Below are 20,184 nucleotides of genomic sequence, written 5' to 3' on the forward strand. Positions count from 1 at the left end.
ATGAAAAATCAGCCATTGGGCGGCAATGATATGCCGCGTTTTGCAGGGCCTGGTACGATGATGCGCCTGCCTTCGGCTGATAATGCTGCGGGGTTAAATGCCTGTTTTGTCGGCGTGCCAATGGATATCGGCGCATCAAATCGCCCAGGAACGCGGTTTGGTCCCAAACAGATTCGGGCCGAGTCGGTGATGCTTCGCCCCTATAATATGTGGACAAAGGCAGCGCCGTTTGATTCGATTCAGGTTGCTGATATTGGTGATGTGCCGATCAATACATTTGATCTGAAAGACTCGGTTAAACGCATTACCGGGTTTTATGATGATGTGCTGACGCATGATGTGATTCCGCTATCACTTGGTGGTGATCATACAATGACCTTGCCCATTTTACGTTCGATGGCCAAAAAGCATGGGCCTGTTGGTTTGATTCATGTTGATGCCCATGCCGATATAAATGAGCATATGTTTGGTGAAGAGATTGCGCATGGCACGCCGTTCCGCCGCGCATGGGAAGAAAAACTGATCAATCCAGAACGCACCTATCAGATTGGCTTGCGCGGCACTGGCTATACAGCCGAAGATTTTGACTGGGCGCGTGATAAGGGTTTTTCCGTAACCCAAGCGGAAGAATTATGGCATCGTTCCGCCGCGCCGTTGATGGCAAAAATCAAGGCTGCGCTGGGTGATGATCCGGTTTATTTAAGTTTTGACATTGATGCGCTTGATCCGGCTTTTGCGCCAGGCACCGGCACGCAGGAGATTGGTGGTCTGACGACGATACAGGCGCTTGAAATCATTCGTGGTTGTCGCGGTTTGAATATTGTGGGCTGTGACCTTGTTGAAGTCTCGCCGCCATATGATCCGCAAGGCAGTACGGCTTTGGTCGCGGCGAATTTGTTATTTGAAATGTTATGCGTTCTGCCGGGCGTCGCATATCGGAGCTAGCACGTTCTGAATGGGGGATTAATTATGGCACCAGCATTTAGCAAAGCTGAATATAACAACCGTATTGACCGTGTGCGCGAGGCTATGCAAGCACGTGATATCGAGGTCCTGGTGATTGGCGATCCGTCAAATATGAACTGGCTAACCGGGTTTGACTCATGGTCATTTTATACACCGCAGATGGTGGTGCTGGATTTGGTCAATGGGCCATTTCTGATGACCCGTCTGATGGATGCGAAGGCGGCCAGCTTTACCACCTATTTGCCTGAATCGCAGATCATTGGCTATCCCGAGCATATGGTACAGCAACCAGATATGCATCCGTCGGATCATGTCGCGGGATGGCTGCGCGACGCGGGCCATGGCACGGCCAGAATCGGATATGAAAGCGATAGTTATTACTTTTCGCCGCGGTCTTTGCATGCTTTGCAGACCGGACTGCCCGATGCAAAATGGGTTGATGCTGACTTGCTGGTCAATTGGGTGCGCGCCATAAAAAGCGATGCCGAACTGGCGTTTATGTATCAGGCGGCACAGATTGCCGATATCGCCATGCAGGTGGCGTGGGATGGTGCCAAGGTGGGCGTTAGACAATGTGATCTGATGGCTGACATTACCGCTGCCCAAATTAAAGGTACGGCTGAATTTGGCGGTGATATGCCTGCCTTGCATCCATTGATTCTGGCAGGTGAGGCGGCAACAGCAGCGCATCCGATGTGGACTGATGCCAAACTTGAGGCAGGGCAGACAATTGCCTTTGAGCTTGGCGCATGTCGTAAGCGCTATAATGTCGGGCTGGCGCGGACGGTGCATCTTGGGGCAGATAAGCCAGCCGCCTTGATCGATACGGCAAAAGCGGTTGAAGAAGGTATGGATGCGGTTATGTCATCCTTGCAGGCTGATGCGGTGGCAGGGGATGTGCATGCCGCGTGGCAAAATGTGCTTGATCGCTATGGGCTGGAAAAGAAAAGCCGCATTGGCTATTCGATTGGTGTTGCCTATGCCCCAGATTGGGGCGAGCATACGATCAGCTTCCGGCCAGCAGAACCAACAATCGTGCCGGAAAATGCCGTTGTGCATATTATCCTCGGCATGTGGATGGATGGATGGGGTATGGAGCTAAGCGAAACATTGCATGTGCGGGAAAAGGACTGTGTAAGGCTGAGCGCATTTCCACAACATGTGCATGTGGTTAGCTGATGACAACGCCGCTTGAACAGGCCGAACGGTTGCTGGCTGATCTGGTCAGCTTCCCCACTGTTACGGGTTTACCAAATGGTGACATGATCGCCTATATCAAAAGTTATCTGGAAAATCTGGGCATACCGGTGATGCTGGATCCACATGAAGATGGCACGCGGTTCAATTTGTTTGCGACGATTGGATCCGGCGACTGTGACGGAATCATTCTATCGGGACATACCGATGTGGTGCCAGCAACCGGAGATGGCTGGAGCCGTGATCCCTTTGTTCTGCATAAGCAGGATGGGCGTCTATATGGCCGCGGTGCGGTCGATATGAAAGGGTTTCTGGCGACGGCACTGGCGATGGCACCAGCATTCAAGGCGGCTGAAGACAAGCTGAGCATGCCGTTACATTATGCGTTCACCTTTGATGAGGAAGTGGGCAGTTTTGGCGCGGCGCAAATGCCAGATTTTCTGCGCCGAATGGGGATCAAGCCTGCGCTGGCGATCATTGGCGAACCAACAGGCATGCGGCCATTCATCGGGCATAAGGGCGGCTTGGAACTGGTCGCTGAAATACGTGGGTCGGCAGGCCATGCCTCGGATCCACGTGGTAAGGTGAATGCGCTTTATTATGCGGCGCGGCTGATTACCTATATCGAACAGGTGGCAGCCAGGCTAGCCGATGCGCCGGTTCCAGATTCGCCGTTTGACCCGCCCTATACAACCTTGTCGGTTGGTCATATCGAAGGCGGTGAAGCCCGCAATATTGTACCCGATTATTGTCGTTTTCTATGGGAAATCAGACCGCTACCCGGAGATGATGCCTATGCCATTCTGGCTGATATAAAAGCCTATATCGCCGATGAGCTTGTGCCAGAGATGCAGGCGATCCTTGCCGATGCGGGCATTAGCATAACCGAAATATCATGGTGCCCGGGGATGGAGGCGCGCGCTACATCATCGGCGGCATCGCTGATTGCGCGCCTATGGACAAATGAGGCGCCGTCGGTTGTGTCCTTTGGCACTGATGGCGGGCATTATCAGCAGGCAGGCATGGAAACAATTGTATTTGGCCCGGGCGGTATGGATGAAATGCATCAGCCTGATGAATTTATCGAGGTGGATGCGATCAAACAGGGTCTGGCCTTTCTGGAAAATCTGCTTCGCTATGCACAGGAACCACCACAACAAGGTCACATATCCCCATCTGGCGACAACTCTTGACTATTCGTGACTTTCTGATCGCGCTTTTGGTGCCGCTGACATGGGGGTTTGGTTTTGCCCTAGCCAAAAGCGGGTTAGAGCATTTCCCGCCGCTATTGCTGATGGGAATGCGCTTTGGTATTGCCGCCCTGATACTGGTCTGGTTTGTGCCGATACCGCGTCGTCATCTGGTCACCTTGTTTTTCATCGCCTTTGTTTCGGCAACAATGCAATATGGTCTGACTTTTTCAGGTCTGGCGCGGATGGATGCCACGCCTGCGATTTTGCTGGTGCAAAGCGAGGTGATTTTTGGCGTTGTTATTGGTGCGTTATTGTTGGGTGAAAAGCCCAATTTACGACAGTTTCTTGGTATCATAATCGCGCTTATTGGCATCATAATCCTGATTGGCGGACCGGCTCTGAGTAACAAAGTGTTTGGCATAATTCTGGTTTTGTCTGGCTGTCTGATATGGGCGTTTGGACAGGTGCTGATCCGTAAATACACCAGTGGTCTGACAGGTTTCCAGCTAACAGCATGGGTCGGGGTGATGGCTAGCCCGCAAATGTTTCTGGCGTCGTTTTTTGTCGAAGGCAATCCATTACCTTTTCTTTTGGCAGCACCCCTATCAGCATGGGGAACGGTGATCTATCTTGGCATCGTCATGACAGTGGTTGGTTATTCGGCATGGTATTATGTGCTGGGGCGCTATCCGGTGCCCGTGGTGATGCCGTTACAGATGCTGTTGCCAGTATCGACAATTCTGGGGGCTGTTACGTTTCTCGGCGAACGCCCTGACCCCATCGTCTTTGCGGGTGGCATCGTGGTTATTATTGGCGTTGGTGTGGTCATTATAGAGCCATCAATTCTACGTAAATGGCGGCAAAATAGCTTAAAATAGACAGATTGGAATAGGGTTGGCTAAATTAAGCGGCGCTGTGTGCTTGTAATTTTTCCTTTCCGCTTTTAAGTTTCCCGCATCAGGTTCATTTTTTGCTGTTAGCCAGAAGTTTATTTTGGCCGTTAGCCAGTTTGGGACGTTTACATATGTCACATGAGATCATCATAGCTCCATCAATTCTGGCGTCTGACTTCAGCCGGCTTGGCGACGAGATCAAAGCGGTCGATCAGGCTGGTGCTGACTGGATTCATCTTGATGTCATGGATGGGCATTTTGTACCGAACCTGACCTTTGGCCCACCGATTATCAAGGCGCTACGCAATACAACTGACAAGATTTTTGATGCGCATCTTATGGTCTCTAATCCAGATGTTCTGCTGGCTGATTATGCTGCTGCTGGTGCAAATTATGTTACAGTTCATGCCGAAGCCTGTGATCATCTTGACCGGACATTGTCGCATATTCGCGAACTTGGCTGTAAAGCCGGTGTCGCGCTAAATCCGCATACGCCCGCCGCCGTTATTCAGCATGTCATGGATCGACTTGATCTGGTTCTGGTTATGACTGTTAATCCGGGCTTTGGCGGGCAGGTCTTTATTCCGGCCATGGTGGAAAAGATAGCCACAATAAATGACATGATTGACGGGCGTGATATTATTATAGAGGTTGATGGTGGTATTACTGCCGAAACAGCCGGTGCGGTAGTACGGGCTGGCGCGCAAGTGCTTGTCGCGGGATCGGCAATTTTCAAGGGGGATAACCAAGCATCTTACAGCGGCAATATTGCGCGCATAAGAGATGCTGTGCGGTAGATAAGCCGTGCTTTACAAGGGGTATCCAACATATGGGACTGTTAGTTGACGGGCAGTGGTCATCTGCATGGTATGACACATCAAAGTCTGATGGGAAGTTTGTGCGGGATTCGGCGCGTTTCAGAAACTGGATAACGGCAGATGGTGCGCCAGGCCCGACAGGGGCTGGTGGTTTCACGCCTGATTCAGGGCGTTATCATCTTTACGTGTCCTATGCCTGTCCATGGGCGCACCGGACGTTGATTTTCAGGCATCTAAAAGATCTTGATGAGCATATTACGGTATCGGTTGTGCATCCGCTGATGCTTGACCAGGGCTGGACATTTGAAACTGATGAATTTGGCGCAACCGGCGATCATGTGCTTGGCAAGTCATTCATGCATCAGGTCTATACGGAAAGCGCACCTACCGTGACAGGACGCGTTACGGTGCCTGTTTTATGGGATAAGCATCAAGGCTGTATTGTGTCGAATGAGTCCTCGGAAATCATCCGCATGTTGAATTCGGCTTTTGATGGATTGACCGGAAATGAGCATGATTATTACCCTGAAGATATGCGCACAGAGATTGATGCAATCAATGCTGATGTCTATGAACATATCAATAACGGCGTCTATATGTCAGGTTTTGCAACCACGACAAAGGCGTATGAGGAAGCGGTCACCAATTTATTTGATGCCCTTGACCGGATGGAAGCGCGCCTGCAAAAAACCCGCTACCTGCTTGGCCGAAGATTAACCGAAGCGGATTGGCGGCTATTTGTAACGCTGATCCGGTTTGATCCTGTTTATGTTGGGCATTTCAAATGCAACCTTCGGCGTATTGTCGATTATCCGGCGTTGCATGGTTTTACCTGTGATCTGTATCAGATGCCGGGCATTGCCGAAACAGTGGTTATGCCACATATCAAACAGCATTATTACGCCAGCCACCCAACGGTTAATCCAACCGGAATTGTGCCGCTTGGGCCGGTGCTTGACTTTGATGCGCCGCATGGACGCGAAGCGCTGACTGGCTAGGGCGTTTATTTCGAATTTCGTGGCGAGGCGCCTAAATGTGCTTCGCCACGATGTTTGGCCAGCTGGATCTGTTTCTGTCGTTCGGCAAAGCGTGCAGTGCGTTCGGGATCCTGGGTATCCTGACAATGATGACAGCTAATGCCTTCGACATATTCGGGACGTTGCATGTCATCCTGTGATAGGGGCATGCGGCAACCATGGCACATACCGTAACTGCCCGGATTAAGATTGTGATCTACAGCTACGCGGCCATCAAATACAAAGCATTCACCTTGCCATTTGCTGTCATTTTTGGGGACATCTTCAAGATATTTCAAGATGCCACCCTGTAGATGATAGACCTCGTCAAAGCCATAGTCCTGCATCAGGGCGCTGGCTTTTTCACAACGGATACCGCCTGTGCAATACATGGCAATTTTTTTCGGTTTTGCCGGGGCCTGTTGTTCTGCCAGACGTGCGGCCCAGTCAGGAAAATCACGAAAATTTGTGGTCATCGGATCAACCGCATTATCGAACATCCCGATCGCCGTTTCATAGACATTGCGTGTATCGACAACAAGCACGTCGGGATCGCTGATCAAGGCGTTCCAGTCTTTTGGCTCTACATAGGTGCCTGTGCGCTCTGCCGGACTTATCTCGGGACACCCCATTGTCACAATTTCGCGTTTCAGGCGGACTTTCATCCGCAAAAAGGGCTGTGTTGGGCTATGTGAAAATTTCAATGACATGCCGCCAAAACGACTGTCTGCTTCGAGCCATTCCAGAATGCCTGTCATGCCGTCGATGGGGGCGGCAATTGTGCCATTGATGCCTTCATTGGCAAGCAGGATTGTGCCGAGCGCCTGATGTGATGTGCATAGATTTATGATTGTCTGCTGAAGCGTTTCAATATCTGTCAGGGTCACAAATTTATACATGGCCGCAACAACATAACCGCGCCCATCAGCCTCGGCGCGCAACAGCATTTCATTCATATTCTGTGTCATTACTGACATGCTAGTCCTAACGTCATCTATATCATGTCCTGTTCTGGGCAACCTAGCATCTGCCATGCTGAAATCCAAGATATTGCGCTGTGGCCAAACAGAAGATATTTTAAAGTTGAGATGCTTATGATATGCCCTCTAGCGTATGGTCAATCAAGACGCTCACATCCATATATAGAATCAGGAATGAACCATGTCAGCCTTGCACGCTCTTATTGTTATTGATCCACAGGTTGATTTTTGTCCGGGTGGCGCGTTAGCGGTTGCCGACGGTCACAGTATTATGCCGCACATAAATGCAATGATGCCCGCCTTTGATAAGGTTTTCATCACGCAGGATTGGCATCCCGAAGGCCATTCAAGTTTTGCGTCGCAACATGCAGGCGCGACGCCCTATAGCATGATCGATATGTCCTATGGGCCACAAACCCTATGGCCGGATCATTGTATTGCGGGAAGCGCTGGGGCTGCCTTTCACCCTGATCTTAATACTGATCTGGCGGTAGCGATTATTCGTAAGGGCATGAATCCGGAAGTTGATTCCTATTCAGCTTTTTTCGAGAATGACCGAACCACGACAACTGGACTTGGTGATCTGTTGCGTGCGCATGATGTGGCGTCGGTGACCTTGGTTGGTCTGGCAACTGATTTCTGTGTTGCGTGGTCAGCACTGGATGCGGCAAAGCTTGGCTTTAACGTCGCGGTTGAGCTCAAGGCCTGCCGTGCGATTGATCTTGATGGCTCGCTTGATCAGGCTTTTGATGCCATGCGTTCAGCTGGCGTGACGTTGAAGCATTAGGCCAAGGGTGGTGTCAGCTGATTAATGTGATGGGGACGTGGCTGTTTTTAAGGTAGGGTCTGCTGCCCACACATCTGCCAGCCAGCTTTGCATCAAACTACTGCCACCAACATCAAGAACCATGTTCCGCAAGCGTGCTACTGGCCCGGATAGGCGCATGATCGCGCCACTAAGTTCAGCTTTGCGGGCAATAGGCGCAACTGATATGGAACGTTGACGCGCATAGCTGGCAAAAGCTGATTTTATGTCAGCCGTTTTACTCAGGCATTCATACAAACAGGCCGCATCCTGTAATGTCTGTCCCGCACCCTGCGCCAGATGTGGTGGCATGATATGGGCAGCATCACCCGCCAGTACAACATTGCCGCGCCGCCAGCATAAAGGGCTGACAGCTCTAGGCAGAGGCGTTGCGACCCATGTGATGTCATGATGGGCTAGATATGACAGCACAGGATGCGGTGCCAGAATTTTATTCTGCCAGCCAGATATATTCTGGTCATTCTTGCCTGATATGGTCACAACAACATTGACTTTGGCGCCACCGTTGATCGGGTAATGAACAATATGTGTGCCTTGCCCAAGCCATAGATTGCTTTGTGGCCGGGCAAACATATCTGGAAGAATAGGCGCGTCGATTTCGGCGCGCATGGCCAGTTTTGATGTTGGTTTTGCGGTTGCTGATCCCGTGACATAGGCACGGCCAAAGCCATTTGCCCCGTCAGCCGCAACAAGCCCATTACATGTCAGCAGATCACCCGACGCCAACACTAATGTGGTAATGCCATCAGCATCGGTCAGGCTGACCAGTTTATCATCAATGAAGGTGATGTTAGGAAGGCTGAGTGCAACATCATGCAAGCTTGTCAGCAGAGCGTTTCGTCCTAATGATGCGTAATACTGGTCAAGGGTAAGATGGGTGATTGTGGCGGCAGTTTCCAACGCACGAACGCTGATTGTATCAAGCCGTGTTGGCAATGCCGCAAGCGCGTCTTCAAGCCCCAGCCGACATATAGCCTGCCAGCCATTTGGCGCAACCTGGATACCGCCTTGCAAAGGCTGTTGGCGTTTGCCGCCTGTCAGTAATGTGACCGCATGGCCTGATCTGGCAATCGCTATTGCAATGCTATATCCGGCAATACCACCACCGCTAACCGCTATCATCTCTTTCCTCATCAAAAAGCCGACCACACTATAAAGCGTGGTCGGCTTGGATGTCTAAGACTAAAGAGCAATCTAAAGCAGATTACACTTTGGCCTGCTATTTTTCTTCAAGTGCCTGATCAAGTGTCTTGCGGAACTTGTCGACAATCTCGTCAATGTGATGACGCTCGGCCACAAAGGCTGGCGCGACAATCGCATTGTCACCAGTCCATTTGATGTGCAGACCATTCCAGAACATCGCTTTTTGCATATTGCCGCCACGGCGGCCCGGGGCACCATCTGAATGTACTTCAATACCAGCCATCATGCCGATGCCACGAATGTCGGCAACAAGCGGATGATCCTGTAATGTCCACATGGCATCAAGGAAGTAGTCTTCCAGTGCCGCAGCATTTTCAAACAGGCCTTCATCCTGATAGATTTTCTGGGTGGCAATACCGGCGGCACAAGCTGCCGGGTGCGCTGAATAGGTGTAGCCATGGAAAAACTCGATAGCATTATCCGGTGCAGAATTGGTGATCGTATCATAGATTTCGTCTGTAACAGCAACACCGCCCATTGGAATGGCACCATTCGTCAATGCCTTGGCCATGGTGATGATGTCAGGCTTGACGTTGAATTTCTGTGTCGCAAATGGGGTGCCCATACGGCCAAAGCCGGTGATAACCTCGTCAAATACCAGAATCAAACCATGCTTATCGCAGATTTCACGTACCTTTTCGAGATAGCCAACCGGCGGTACCAATGTGCCTGTCGATCCGGCTACCGGCTCGATAAAGACTGCGGCGAGGGTGCTACCGCCAAGGTTCTCGGCAATGCGCTCAAGATCCATAGCCAGTTCAGCACCTGTTTTTGGCTGACCCTTGCTGAAGCGCTGATCTTCCTGCCATGTGTGACGGATCAGCGAAATATTCGGCAGCGTCAAGCCAAATGTTTCACGATTGCGTACCATGCCAGCAAGCGAAACACCGCCCATATTGACGCCATGATAGGCACGTTCACGGCTGATCAGACGGTTACGCTGTGCTTCACCACGTGCGCGCTGATAGGCCAGAATAACCTTGATCGCGGTCTCAATTGATTCAGAGCCCGAATTGGTGAAGAAAACATGATTGAAATCATCTGGCAGAAGACGGCAAACGCGTTCAGCCAGATCGAATGATCCGGGGTGGCCCAGCTGGAAATGAGGTGTGTAATCATTTTCGAGCATCTGCTTGTACACGGCTTCGGCGATCTCGCGGCGTCCATGTCCAGCAGGTGTGCAGAACAAAGCAGATGATCCATCAATAATCTGGCCACCTTTATAATCCCACATATACATCCCATCAGATTTGACGACCATCCGGGGGTTTTTCTTGAAATCACGGTTGGCCGAAAACGGCATCCAGTGGCTTTCAAGAGAATTAGCGTCATATGCCATAACAGTTCTCCAATATCTTATGGGCAGGCCTTGCCAAGACGAATGCCTTTATATGCCTGTCGCGTTGCATTTTTAACATTTTACAAAATTAGTGGGCGTAACGCTATTCCTATTGTGCCAAGCCCTGTTTTATATATTTCACGTTACGGGGCAAACATCCCGTTTCAATAGAACCAGATATGCCATTGACTGGTACCAGATTCAATGGTTCAAAAGATATAGTATTTGCACGGCCTTAGATGATTAACTGGACAGTAAAGCAGGCACAATGAACGAGCATATCATCATCACGCTGGATTCTGAGTCAGGTGTCAGTCTGCAAGCGCAAATAAGGCAAAGCGTTGTCGAAGCGATTCTGGGACGATCAATCCTGCCTGGTGATAAGCTGCCATCAAGTCGCGCCTTATCCGCGCAGTTGAATGTGTCGCGCAATACGGTGATTCTGGCCTATCAAGCCTTGATCGATACAGGCTATATCGAAACGCGGGAAAGATCAGGCTATGTGGTCAGTGATGATGCGCCGATATCGCCACTGGTTGATACGCCCGGTAATGATAGTGAAGCATTATATCCCGTTGATGACATGGATGATGTGATTCGACCTAAGCTAGCTGATAGTCGGGCGCAGGTTGATTGGGATGCCAAGCTGGTCCAGTCATGCAGTTATGTCCGGCCAGTGCAAAAGCCGGTCAATTGGCGTGAATATAAATATCCCTTTGTCTATGGTCAGGTTGATAATGAATTATTCTCGCTGTCGGAATGGCGTGATTGTGCTCGACAAGCATTTGGCATGCGCAATTTTGGCACGATGGTTGGTGACTTTGGTCAGCATGATGATCCAATGCTGGTCAATTATATATGTTCGCGCAGTCTGCCCCGTCGTGGAATCAGAGCGCGTCCTGAACAAATTCTGGTCACGCTTGGGGCGCAGAACGCATTATATCTGGTGGCGCAGTTGATCGTCGATGCGAGTAAGCATGTCGTTATCGAAAATCCAGCCTATCCCGATTTGCGTGATATTCTGCTACAACGCACGCAGAACATCCATCCACTTCCCGTTGATGAGGGGGGGCTGGTGCTAGATGAAGGGGTGTTGCGTCAAAGTGATTCAGTATTTATCACGCCCAGTCACCAATGCCCAACAACCTTTACCATGCCTGCGGATCGGCGGCGGCAACTGCTTGATATGGCGCGGCGGCATGATCTGTTGATCGTCGAAGATGATTATGAATTTGAGATGAATTTTCTGGGTGCGCCAACCCCAGCGTTGAAATCACAGGATGAAGATGGTCGGGTGATCTATGTTGGCAGCCTATCAAAATCGGTGTTTCCGGGCTTGCGGTTGGGCTATTTGGTGGCACCAGAAGGGCTGATTAGCCAAGCGCGGGCTCTGCGGCATCTGATCCTGCGACATCCTCCAGGCCATGCGCAACGCACACTGGCTTATTTTATGGCGCTTGGTCATTATGATGCCCAGATTCGCCGCCTGCGTCGGCATCTGGCCGGGCGGCATACAGCGTTGCAAAATGCGCTTGATCAGGAAGGGCTGTTTGCCCGCACAGGATCGCATTTCGGGGGTACCAGCTTCTGGGTCAAAGGGCCTGACTGGCTTGATGCCCGTGAATTGGCACAGCGCGCCGCAGAAGAAGGTGTGCTGATCGAAGCTGGAGATGTGTTCTTTGGCAGGACGCGGCCACCACTTAATTATTTCCGGCTTGCCTATTCGGCGATTGCGGCTGAACGCATCCCTGATGGCATTCAAAGGCTGGCTACTGTTATGCGCCGGATGCAAAGCCAAAAACCATGATGAAATCCACGATGTGTGAGGCTGGGATGCTGGACTGCTGAGTGTTATGGCGTGAAAATTCGTTTAAGATGGTGTCTTTTCCTGATATGAGTCAGATATATATGGCTCTAAGAGACACCCGCATATGATGCGGAGATGAGTGAGACTGATATGAGTATATTGCAAAGCAACCGGTCACAAAACAGCGCCCCAAAGAACAGCGAACCAAGCGGGTTTCTGTCAGATGCTAAAGGTGATTGTCCACCCGATCTTCTGGTACGTGCTACAACCGGCACCCCGCCAGCCTTTGCGTTTGTGCGGGCGATTGGTGACGCGGTGCTGCAAACCGCGCGTCAGGCACATGAAGCTAATCTAATTCGTCCCATTCTTGTTGGTGAGCCAGATATTATCGCCGAAGATGCGCATGCCTTGGGCTGGGATCTCGATGGTATCGAGATTGTCGAAAGCAAAGGCGAGAAGGGGGCTATCGAAGCGGCTATCAAACTGATTCAAAATGGTAACGCCAGCGGTCTGATCAAAGGGCAGTTGCATACCGATGTCTTTATGGGCGGTATCGTCCGGCGTGACGCCGGCATCCGTATCGGCAAACGGCTTGTGCATGTGTTTGCGATGTTGCCGCCAGCTGGGGGGCGGGCGTTGCTGATCAGCGATGCGGCGGTCAATGTGGCGCCGGATATCGAAACCCGAACCGAAGCGGCCTTGTTGATGGGTGACCTTGTTCGTAAATTGGGGCAGGAACGCCCCAAGGTGGCGGTTCTGTCAGCGACCGAGTCGGTGCTGGATGCGGTGCCGTCAAGTGGTGATGCGGTGGCTATTGCCAAGGCGGCACAGGCGCAAGACGACCAGGCAGATTATGCCGGGCCATTATCCCTTGATCTGGCCATTTCGCCCGGTGCGGTGGCTATGAAAAAACTGGATCCCAGCGCACCTATTGCGGCTGTAGCGGGCATGGCAGATGCGCTGGTTGTCCCCGATATCGTATCTGGCAATGTGCTGTTCAAATCACTGGTCTGGTGTGCAGGTGGGCTAGCGGCAGGGCTGGTGCTTGGGGGCGGTGTGCCGATTGTGCTGACCAGCCGTTCGGATCCACCGGCAGCACGGCTGGCATCTATTGCGCTGGCGGTTATCGCGGGTAAGGATTAGACAAGATTATATGTAAGCTGACCAATCAGGCATAAAAAACCGGCCCATATCAAATGATATGAGCCGGTTTTATTTTAGGTGTAAATAGTGATCAGACCAGAAGCGGTGCAATCACCAAGCTGACAATCGCCATCACATTGATCAAAATATTCATAGCTGGGCCAGATGTGTCTTTCAGCGGATCACCAACGGTGTCGCCAACAACAGTGGCCTTATGCACGTCAGACCCTTTGCCACCAAGATTGCCTTTTTCGACATATTTTTTGGCATTGTCCCATGCACCACCGGCATTGGCCATCATCAGAGCCATCATCACACAGCAGATCAAAGCGCCACCAAGCATGCCGCCAAGCGCCTTTGGTCCGAGGCCGAAGCCGATAACCACAGGTGCCAGCACAGCCAATGCGCCAGGAAGGATCATTTTCCGCAAAGCAGCGCGGGTAGCAATGTCAACACAACGTGCTGTATCAGGCTTGGCTTTGCCTTCAAGCAGACCCGGAATTTCGCGGAACTGACGACGAACTTCCTGAATCATATCAAAGGCAGCGTCACCAACGGCTGTCATGGTCAAAGCGCTAACCAGGAATGGGAAGATACCACCAATGAACATACCGCATAGGACAAGCGGATCGTTAATTGCTAGGACAAACCCGTCCATGCTTGCCGAGATTTTCTCGATATAGGCACTGATCAGCGCAAGGGCGGCAAGCGCCGCGGCACTGATGGCAAAACCCTTTCCGATCGCGGCAGTTGTGTTACCAACTTCATCCAGCGAGTCAGTGATTTCACGTGTCTCAGGGCCCATTTCAGCCATTTCTGCAATACCGCCAGCATTGTCGGCAACCGGGCCATAGGCATCAATTGCCATGGTGATGCCAACTGTTGACAACATGCCAACGGCCGCTAGACCAACACCGTAGAGACCTGCAGACATGTTCGCAAAATAGATGATTGCGGCAATTGTCAAAACCGGAATGGCAACTGACTGCATGCCAAGAGCAAGGCCAGAGATCATGATTGTTGCCGGGCCAGTCTCGCCGTCTTTGGCGATCTTACGAACAGGCGCTCCGCCTGTGTAATATTCGGTCACCAAACCAACGATGATACCACCAATCGCACCAACCAGAACAGCTGACCAAACGCCAACGCTTGCCCCCATGCCTGTTACCACGTAATAGGCCACGGCGATAAAGACAACCGACGAACCAATGGTGCCAAAGCGCAAGGCAACGTCAGGGCTTTTGTTCGAGAACATTTTCACGGCCAGAATACCGGCAAGCGAACAAAGCAGACCAGCTGAGGCCAGTGCCAGTGGCATGAATTGAAGAACTGCACGATCACCACCCAGGCTGTCAACGGTGGCCAATGACATTGAAGCGGCCAGCGCAATCGAAGCAATCATCGAACCACAATATGATTCAAAAATATCTGAACCCATACCGGCAACGTCACCAACATTGTCACCCACGTTATCGGCAATAACGGCAGGGTTGCGAGGATCATCCTCGGGGATACCTGCTTCAACCTTGCCAACAAGGTCAGCGCCGACATCAGCACTTTTGGTAAAGATACCACCACCAACGCGGCTAAACAGGGCGACGGATGAGCCTCCCATAGCAAAGCCTTCGATGGCATGGATCGTTTTAATGTCACCGGCGAAGTAATAATACAAGATACCGACACCAAACAGACCCATAGAGGCAACGGTCAGACCCATGATAGAGCCACCAAAGAAAGCAACGTTCAGTGCTTCTGCGGCGCCTTTTGTATTGGCAGCAACAGCCGTGCGTACGTTAGCTTTGGTTGCTGAATACATGCCTATGTATCCTGCGACACCTGAACAAAGAGCACCAAGAGTGAATGAGGCGGCTGTTTGCCAGCCCAATCCGAAATAAAGTGCCACGATACAGATCACACAGAAAATGGCGAGCCGCTTATATTCGCTGGCCATAAAGACCATAGCACCTAGATGGATTTCATCGGCGATTTCTTTAACTCTGCCTTCTCCAGCTGGAGTCTGCAGGATTCTGAGATAGATCAGTAGCGCCGCTATCAAACCTAGAATACCTAGGCTGATTGGCAAAATTGCAGTGGTAAGCATGAATAGGTCCTCTTGCTTAGAAAGATAAATAGATAGTTTGCCTATGGCCTCCCCCGGATGACATGCAAACCGCCGCGTTTATAACGAGAATGGCCTATAGTGTAAAGCGGTGATAGGCGCATGCTATGAGCGCCATATTTTTAAAAATCATGCACTTTGAAGCAAGGTGGCATATGGCTGAAATTTTTCTTGGCTCATTCATGCAATTTATTTGAATTTTGATGCGTTAAATGACAGGTTTACCTCAACCGTCTTATCGTTTTAATGACCCGTCATATAAAGTTAAAGGTTCCAAGATCCATGTCAGATGATGCCCGACTATTGTACGGAAAGCATGTTCGCCAGACTATTCTAGATGATGCCGCCACCGATATCGAAAAACTTTCAAAGAAGCGCCCAACGGGAAAGCTAGTTTCAGTTGGCATCGGTGATGTAGAAGAAATTGCTGTTTATATCCGTGGCCAATCGCGGGCTGCCGCGTCAGTCGGATTGCCATTTTCCGAACAGCATTGGCCAGCTGACCTAACGCAGGAAGAATGTAAAAAGCGTCTGGTTGACATGAATGATGATCCAGATGTGCTGGGTGTTATTCTGCAGCGACCAGTTCCAAAGCATATAAATGTGCGGTCTCTGCAATCGGCCATTCACCCCCTCAAAGATGTCGAGGGCATGAATCCAGCGTCGATTGGTAACATCGTCTATAATGAAACCGCGTTGGCACCATGTACAGCCGCCGCGTCGGTTGAGATGATACGGGCAACCGGCCTTGACCTTAAAGGGTTGGAAGTGGTGATGGTCGGTCATTCGGAAATTGTTGGCAAACCTGCCGCCTTCATGTTGATGGCGGAAGGCGCGACAGTAACGGTATGCCACCATATGACACGCTCAGTTGCGGCGCATACGCGCCGTGCGGATGCTGTGCTGGTGGCTGTTGGCATTCCGAATTTTTTGAAAGCTGACATGGTCAAGCCAGGTGCCGCGGTTATTGATATTGGCATTAATCAGATTGTTGATGAAGATGGCCATTCAAAGATCGTAGGTGACGCCGATACGGCGGCTGTTGCCGATGTTGCCAGCTGGGTTACACCTGTGCCAGGTGGTGTAGGCCCGGTTACAGTGGCCATGCTGATGCGCAATGCGGCACGGGCATTCCAAAAACAGGTTGAACTGGGTTGGACAGGCTGATGGATATATTAGGTGATAATTTCAAACCCCAGCCCTATTGGTGGGATGATATTGATTTTAGTGCTCAGCAAAGTACGGATGCGCCCGACATTCCTGCAAAGACCGATGTGCTGATTGTTGGTGCCGGCTATGCTGGTTTGCATGCGGCTATAGTGCTGGCGCGTGCTGGCTCGAATGTGCTGGTTGTTGATGCCGAACATATCGGTTATGGCGCCTCAACCCGAAATGGCGGGATGATTTCATCAGGCGTGAATGTGGGTAAGCATGTGAAGCTTGAAAAGAACATCGAAGGTGCGATGCTTGATGAAGCGTCGCAATCCTATAGCTGGCTTGCCGAATTTGTAAAAGCCGAAAAGATCGATGCGGTGTATCAGCAATGCGGGCGTTTTGTTGGTGCACATTCAAAATCAGCCCTGAAAAAACTCGCCGGGCGTCTGAATAAGCTGAATGATCTGACAGCAGCTGACGCCTATATGGTGGCACCTGAAGACACACGTCAGGAAATAGCTTCGGATTATTATCATGGCGGGATGGTTCTGCAACGCTCGGGCGCGGTGCATCCCGGAAAACTCTATGATGGTGTGTTAAAGGTTGCGCGCAAGGCCGGTGTTAAAGTTGTCGGACAGGTGCGCGCGGGCAAGATTAACCGACGTGATGGCCAGCTATATATCGAAACAAGTGCTGGTGAGGTGCAGGCCGAAAATGTACTTATCACCACGAATGGTTATACCGGCGGTTTTGAGCCATGGCTGAAAAGACGTGTAGTGCCAGTGCCATCTTATCAAATCGCGACCGAACCGCTAGGCAAGGACGAGATAAAGGCGCGCTTTCCCAATTTACGCATGATCGCCGATACTAAACGGCTATTATATTATTTCCGGCCATCGCCTGACCGGACGCGGATTCTGTTTGGTGGCCGTGCGCATTATCTGGCGCATGATCCTTATGCTGGTGCGCGCATGTTGCATAAGGGTTTGACAAGCGTATTTCCCGATCTGGCCGATATTCGCCTTAGTCATGGCTGGTGGGGATATGTTGCCTATACCATGGATGGAGTGCCGCATATTGGCGAAAGCCAGAAAGGCGTCTATCACGCGGTTGGCTGTCATGGTAGCGGCGTTGTCATGATGAGCTGGCTTGGGCATCGACTTGGTATGCGGCTTGCCGGTACGGCCAACAGCAAAAGCATTTTTGAGGATCGTAAATTATCGTTCTTCCCGTTTTATAACGGGCAGCCATGGTTCCTGCCTATCATGGGCAAGCTCTATCAATTACAGGACTGGCTGGATGTCAGATTACGATAACCCCATGCCATATTTACGGTCTGAACAGGTATGCGCACATCGGGGCGCTTCTGGAACGGCGCCTGAAAATACGATGATTGCGCTGGAAAAAGCCTGTGGCATGGCAGTTGGAAGTATCGAATTTGACATTTCCATGCTTGGTGACGGCAGTCCCGTGATTCATCATGATGCGCAATTTGGCCGTACGGTGCGCGGTTCTGACCGTTTGCAGGATCTGGTGCTGGGGGATATTACCGGATGCGACGCGGGCGCCTGGTTCGGTGATGAATTTGCCGGACAGACGATCCCGCTGTTGCAAGATGTACTTGTCCTGTTAGGGCGCCATGCAAAAATGCCGATATTGGATGTCAAAATTCATCATGGTGAACATCTTGCCTTTGCCAAGTCGCTTGCCGAGACACTGAACAAGGTGATTGTCCAGATAGGTCTTGATGATTATCTTATCAGTAGTTTTTCGCGGCCGTTCCTGGAATCGATGCGCGCGGTTATGGCTGACGCCCCTCTGGTGTTACTTGACGAGGCTTTGCCATCTGACTGGGCCGACTATAGTGATAAGCTTGGACTGCAAGCGATACATCTGGATTATCGCCGAATTACCCCAGATGATGTGCGGGCGGTCAAGGCGGCGAGGCTTGATTGCCGGGTTTATACCGCCAATGATCCAGTTGTTGTCCAGCCCTTGATTGAGGCAGGGCTGACATCGGTGATTAGCGATTTTCCTGAACGCTTTCTTGCACCAAAGGGCTAACATGCCGTAAACAAAGCATAATCATGATACGTTTGGCTTTACGTGAAATGGATTGATAATGGATGAATTTGATTATGCGGCCTGGCAAAAGGCGAATCAGGACATAGACAGTCTGCGCGCGGTTACGTTTGATCTGAATGGGGTCATGCGGGGTAAACGTCTGCCTGTTACACAACTGAAAAAAGTCACATCCGATGAAATGCGAATGCCGCTTTCAACTGCAAATGTCGATATCTGGGGTCGTGATATCGAAAATAGTAAATGGGTGTTTGCCACCGGCGATGCGGATGGCACCTGTGTCTGGACAAAGCGTGGCCCCTTACCCATGACTGATATCAAAACCGGCAAACGGTCAGCGATGTTGCCGCTGGGCCTTCATAATGAAGATGGTACGCCCTTTATGGGGGATGCGCGCAATGTGCTGGTGTCAATCCTCGAGCGTTATTATGCACAGGGCATGACGCCGGTTGCGGGTGTCGAGCTGGAATTTTATCTTGCTTCGGCACGCAAGGCCCCGGCAGATATACCCGTGACGCCATCATCGCCAATGAATGGTGCCTCATCTATGCGCGAGGCGGTGTTGGCGGTCGATGAACTTAATGACTATGATGCTTTTCTGACAGATTTATATGCGGCATGCGCGGCACAGAATGTTGCGGTCGATGCCGCCACTAGCGAAAGTGGCCAGGGGCAGTTTGAAGTGACGCTGGCGCATCAAAGCGATCTGTTGAAAGTGGCTGATGATGCGATGTTATTCAAACATATTGCCAAATATGTGGCACGCCAGCACGGTATGGCGGCCAGCTTTATGGCCAAGCCTTATGCCGAACGCCCGGGAAGCGGCTTGCATGTCCATATCAGCTTACTGGATGATGAAGGGCGTAATCTGTTTGACGATGGGGGCGCGTCGGGAAGTGATATGATGCGCGATGCCATTGGAGGCCTGTTGGCACATATGGCTGACGCTATGCTTATTTTTGCACCGCATATGAATTCCTATCGTCGGCTGGCGCTGGAAATGCATGCGCCAGTGGTGATATCCTGGGGCTATGAAAACCGGACTGTCGCGGTGCGTGTGCCGCATGGGTCAGGCGCGGCGCGGCGGATTGAACATCGTGTTGCCGGTGCTGATAGTAATCCCTATCTGATGCTGGCGATCATTCTGGCAACAGCCATGCAAGGCATGCAGGATAAAACAGACCCGGGCTCGCCGATTGCCGATAACGCCTATGCGCATGATTTGCCGCGTTTACCTGATAATTGGCAGGCAGCAATCGAAAGGTTTGAAACTAGCCCTATCATACACAGCCTTTTGCCAGCTACCTGCCAGCAGATGTTTGTTGATTGCAAGAAACAGGAATATAGAGAATTCCAGCAACAAATCTCGCCGTTTGAATATTTTAGCTATCTTGATCAAGTCTAGGATTATGCACCAATATCCGATCAATTTGTTGAATTATGCCGC

At 51.1% G+C, this 20,184-nt stretch carries 17 protein-coding genes; 13 read left to right on the top strand and 4 right to left on the bottom strand.

The features are described from left to right. From speB to SAR116_RS10365, 6 genes are all read left to right on the top strand, one after another. Window positions 1-945 (top strand): agmatinase, encoded by a 945-nt coding sequence (speB, locus tag SAR116_RS10340; protein ID WP_013046884.1) that lies wholly within the window; start codon window positions 1-3, stop codon window positions 943-945. Between the two features lie 24 nt (window positions 946-969). Next, on the top strand, window positions 970-2,145 hold the full coding sequence (locus tag SAR116_RS10345; RefSeq protein ID WP_013046885.1) for a M24 family metallopeptidase: 1,176 nt from the start codon (window positions 970-972) through the stop codon (window positions 2,143-2,145). Then, the gene (gene argE, locus SAR116_RS10350) at window positions 2,145-3,356 is read left to right on the top strand and encodes an acetylornithine deacetylase (protein ID WP_013046886.1); all 1,212 of its coding nucleotides are present in this window, start codon (window positions 2,145-2,147) and stop codon (window positions 3,354-3,356) included. The genes SAR116_RS10345 and argE overlap by 1 nt, the downstream gene beginning before the upstream one ends. Continuing rightward, entirely contained in the window at window positions 3,353-4,234 is an 882-nt protein-coding gene (locus SAR116_RS10355; RefSeq protein WP_013046887.1) for a DMT family transporter, read from the top strand. Before argE ends, SAR116_RS10355 begins: the two co-directional genes overlap by 4 nt. A gap of 146 nt (window positions 4,235-4,380) precedes the next feature. Continuing rightward, window positions 4,381-5,046 carry a ribulose-phosphate 3-epimerase gene (rpe, locus tag SAR116_RS10360; protein WP_013046888.1) on the top strand — a complete coding sequence of 222 codons (666 nt, stop codon included), beginning with the start codon at window positions 4,381-4,383 and terminating at the stop codon, window positions 5,044-5,046. Window positions 5,047-5,078: 32 nt separating this feature from the next. Then, entirely contained in the window at window positions 5,079-6,065 is a 987-nt protein-coding gene (locus tag SAR116_RS10365; protein WP_013046889.1) for a glutathione S-transferase family protein, read from the top strand. 5 nt (window positions 6,066-6,070) lie between these two features. Here SAR116_RS10365 and trhO read toward each other — a convergent pair whose 3' ends face one another. Continuing rightward, the gene (trhO, locus tag SAR116_RS10370; RefSeq protein WP_013046890.1) at window positions 6,071-7,060 is read right to left on the bottom strand and encodes an oxygen-dependent tRNA uridine(34) hydroxylase TrhO; all 990 of its coding nucleotides are present in this window, start codon (window positions 7,058-7,060) and stop codon (window positions 6,071-6,073) included. Between the two features lie 184 nt (window positions 7,061-7,244). On the opposite strand from trhO, the gene pncA reads away from it, so the two are divergent. Continuing rightward, window positions 7,245-7,850, top strand: a complete 606-nt coding sequence (gene pncA / locus SAR116_RS10375) for a bifunctional nicotinamidase/pyrazinamidase (RefSeq protein WP_013046891.1) — start codon at window positions 7,245-7,247, stop codon at window positions 7,848-7,850. Window positions 7,851-7,871: 21 nt separating this feature from the next. Here pncA and SAR116_RS10380 read toward each other — a convergent pair whose 3' ends face one another. Then, entirely contained in the window at window positions 7,872-9,011 is a 1,140-nt protein-coding gene (locus SAR116_RS10380; protein WP_013046892.1) for an FAD-dependent monooxygenase, read from the bottom strand. A gap of 97 nt (window positions 9,012-9,108) precedes the next feature. Then, window positions 9,109-10,431, bottom strand: coding sequence for an omega-aminotransferase AptA (locus SAR116_RS10385; RefSeq protein ID WP_013046893.1), 1,323 nt, complete (start codon window positions 10,429-10,431; stop codon window positions 9,109-9,111). A 268-nt stretch (window positions 10,432-10,699) separates the two neighbouring features. Here SAR116_RS10385 and pdxR point away from each other — a divergent pair, with 268 nt between their 5' ends. After that, window positions 10,700-12,238 (top strand): MocR-like pyridoxine biosynthesis transcription factor PdxR, encoded by a 1,539-nt coding sequence (gene pdxR / locus SAR116_RS10390; protein WP_013046894.1) that lies wholly within the window; start codon window positions 10,700-10,702, stop codon window positions 12,236-12,238. Window positions 12,239-12,373: 135 nt separating this feature from the next. Continuing rightward, entirely contained in the window at window positions 12,374-13,381 is a 1,008-nt protein-coding gene (locus SAR116_RS10395; RefSeq protein ID WP_238531149.1) for a phosphate acyltransferase, read from the top strand. A gap of 91 nt (window positions 13,382-13,472) precedes the next feature. Here the strand turns inward: SAR116_RS10395 and SAR116_RS10400 are convergent, their stop codons facing one another. Then, window positions 13,473-15,482: a sodium-translocating pyrophosphatase gene (locus SAR116_RS10400; protein ID WP_013046896.1), complete on the bottom strand. Its 2,010-nt coding sequence runs from the start codon at window positions 15,480-15,482 to the stop codon at window positions 13,473-13,475. Window positions 15,483-15,782: 300 nt separating this feature from the next. On the opposite strand from SAR116_RS10400, the gene SAR116_RS10405 reads away from it, so the two are divergent. The 4 genes from SAR116_RS10405 to SAR116_RS10420 are packed head-to-tail and all read left to right on the top strand — an operon-like array spanning window position 15,783 to window position 20,142. Continuing rightward, entirely contained in the window at window positions 15,783-16,667 is an 885-nt protein-coding gene (locus tag SAR116_RS10405) for a bifunctional 5,10-methylenetetrahydrofolate dehydrogenase/5,10-methenyltetrahydrofolate cyclohydrolase (protein WP_013046897.1), read from the top strand. Further along, window positions 16,667-17,971: an NAD(P)/FAD-dependent oxidoreductase gene (locus SAR116_RS10410; protein WP_013046898.1), complete on the top strand. Its 1,305-nt coding sequence runs from the start codon at window positions 16,667-16,669 to the stop codon at window positions 17,969-17,971. Before SAR116_RS10405 ends, SAR116_RS10410 begins: the two co-directional genes overlap by 1 nt. Beyond that, window positions 17,955-18,719, top strand: a complete 765-nt coding sequence (locus SAR116_RS10415; protein WP_013046899.1) for a glycerophosphodiester phosphodiesterase family protein — start codon at window positions 17,955-17,957, stop codon at window positions 18,717-18,719. Before SAR116_RS10410 ends, SAR116_RS10415 begins: the two co-directional genes overlap by 17 nt. A gap of 58 nt (window positions 18,720-18,777) precedes the next feature. Then, the gene (locus SAR116_RS10420; RefSeq protein ID WP_013046900.1) at window positions 18,778-20,142 is read left to right on the top strand and encodes a glutamine synthetase family protein; all 1,365 of its coding nucleotides are present in this window, start codon (window positions 18,778-18,780) and stop codon (window positions 20,140-20,142) included. Window positions 20,143-20,184 lie beyond the last annotated feature (42 nt).

Source organism: Candidatus Puniceispirillum marinum IMCC1322 (assembly GCF_000024465.1).
Lineage (GTDB): Bacteria > Pseudomonadota > Alphaproteobacteria > Puniceispirillales > Puniceispirillaceae > Puniceispirillum > Puniceispirillum marinum.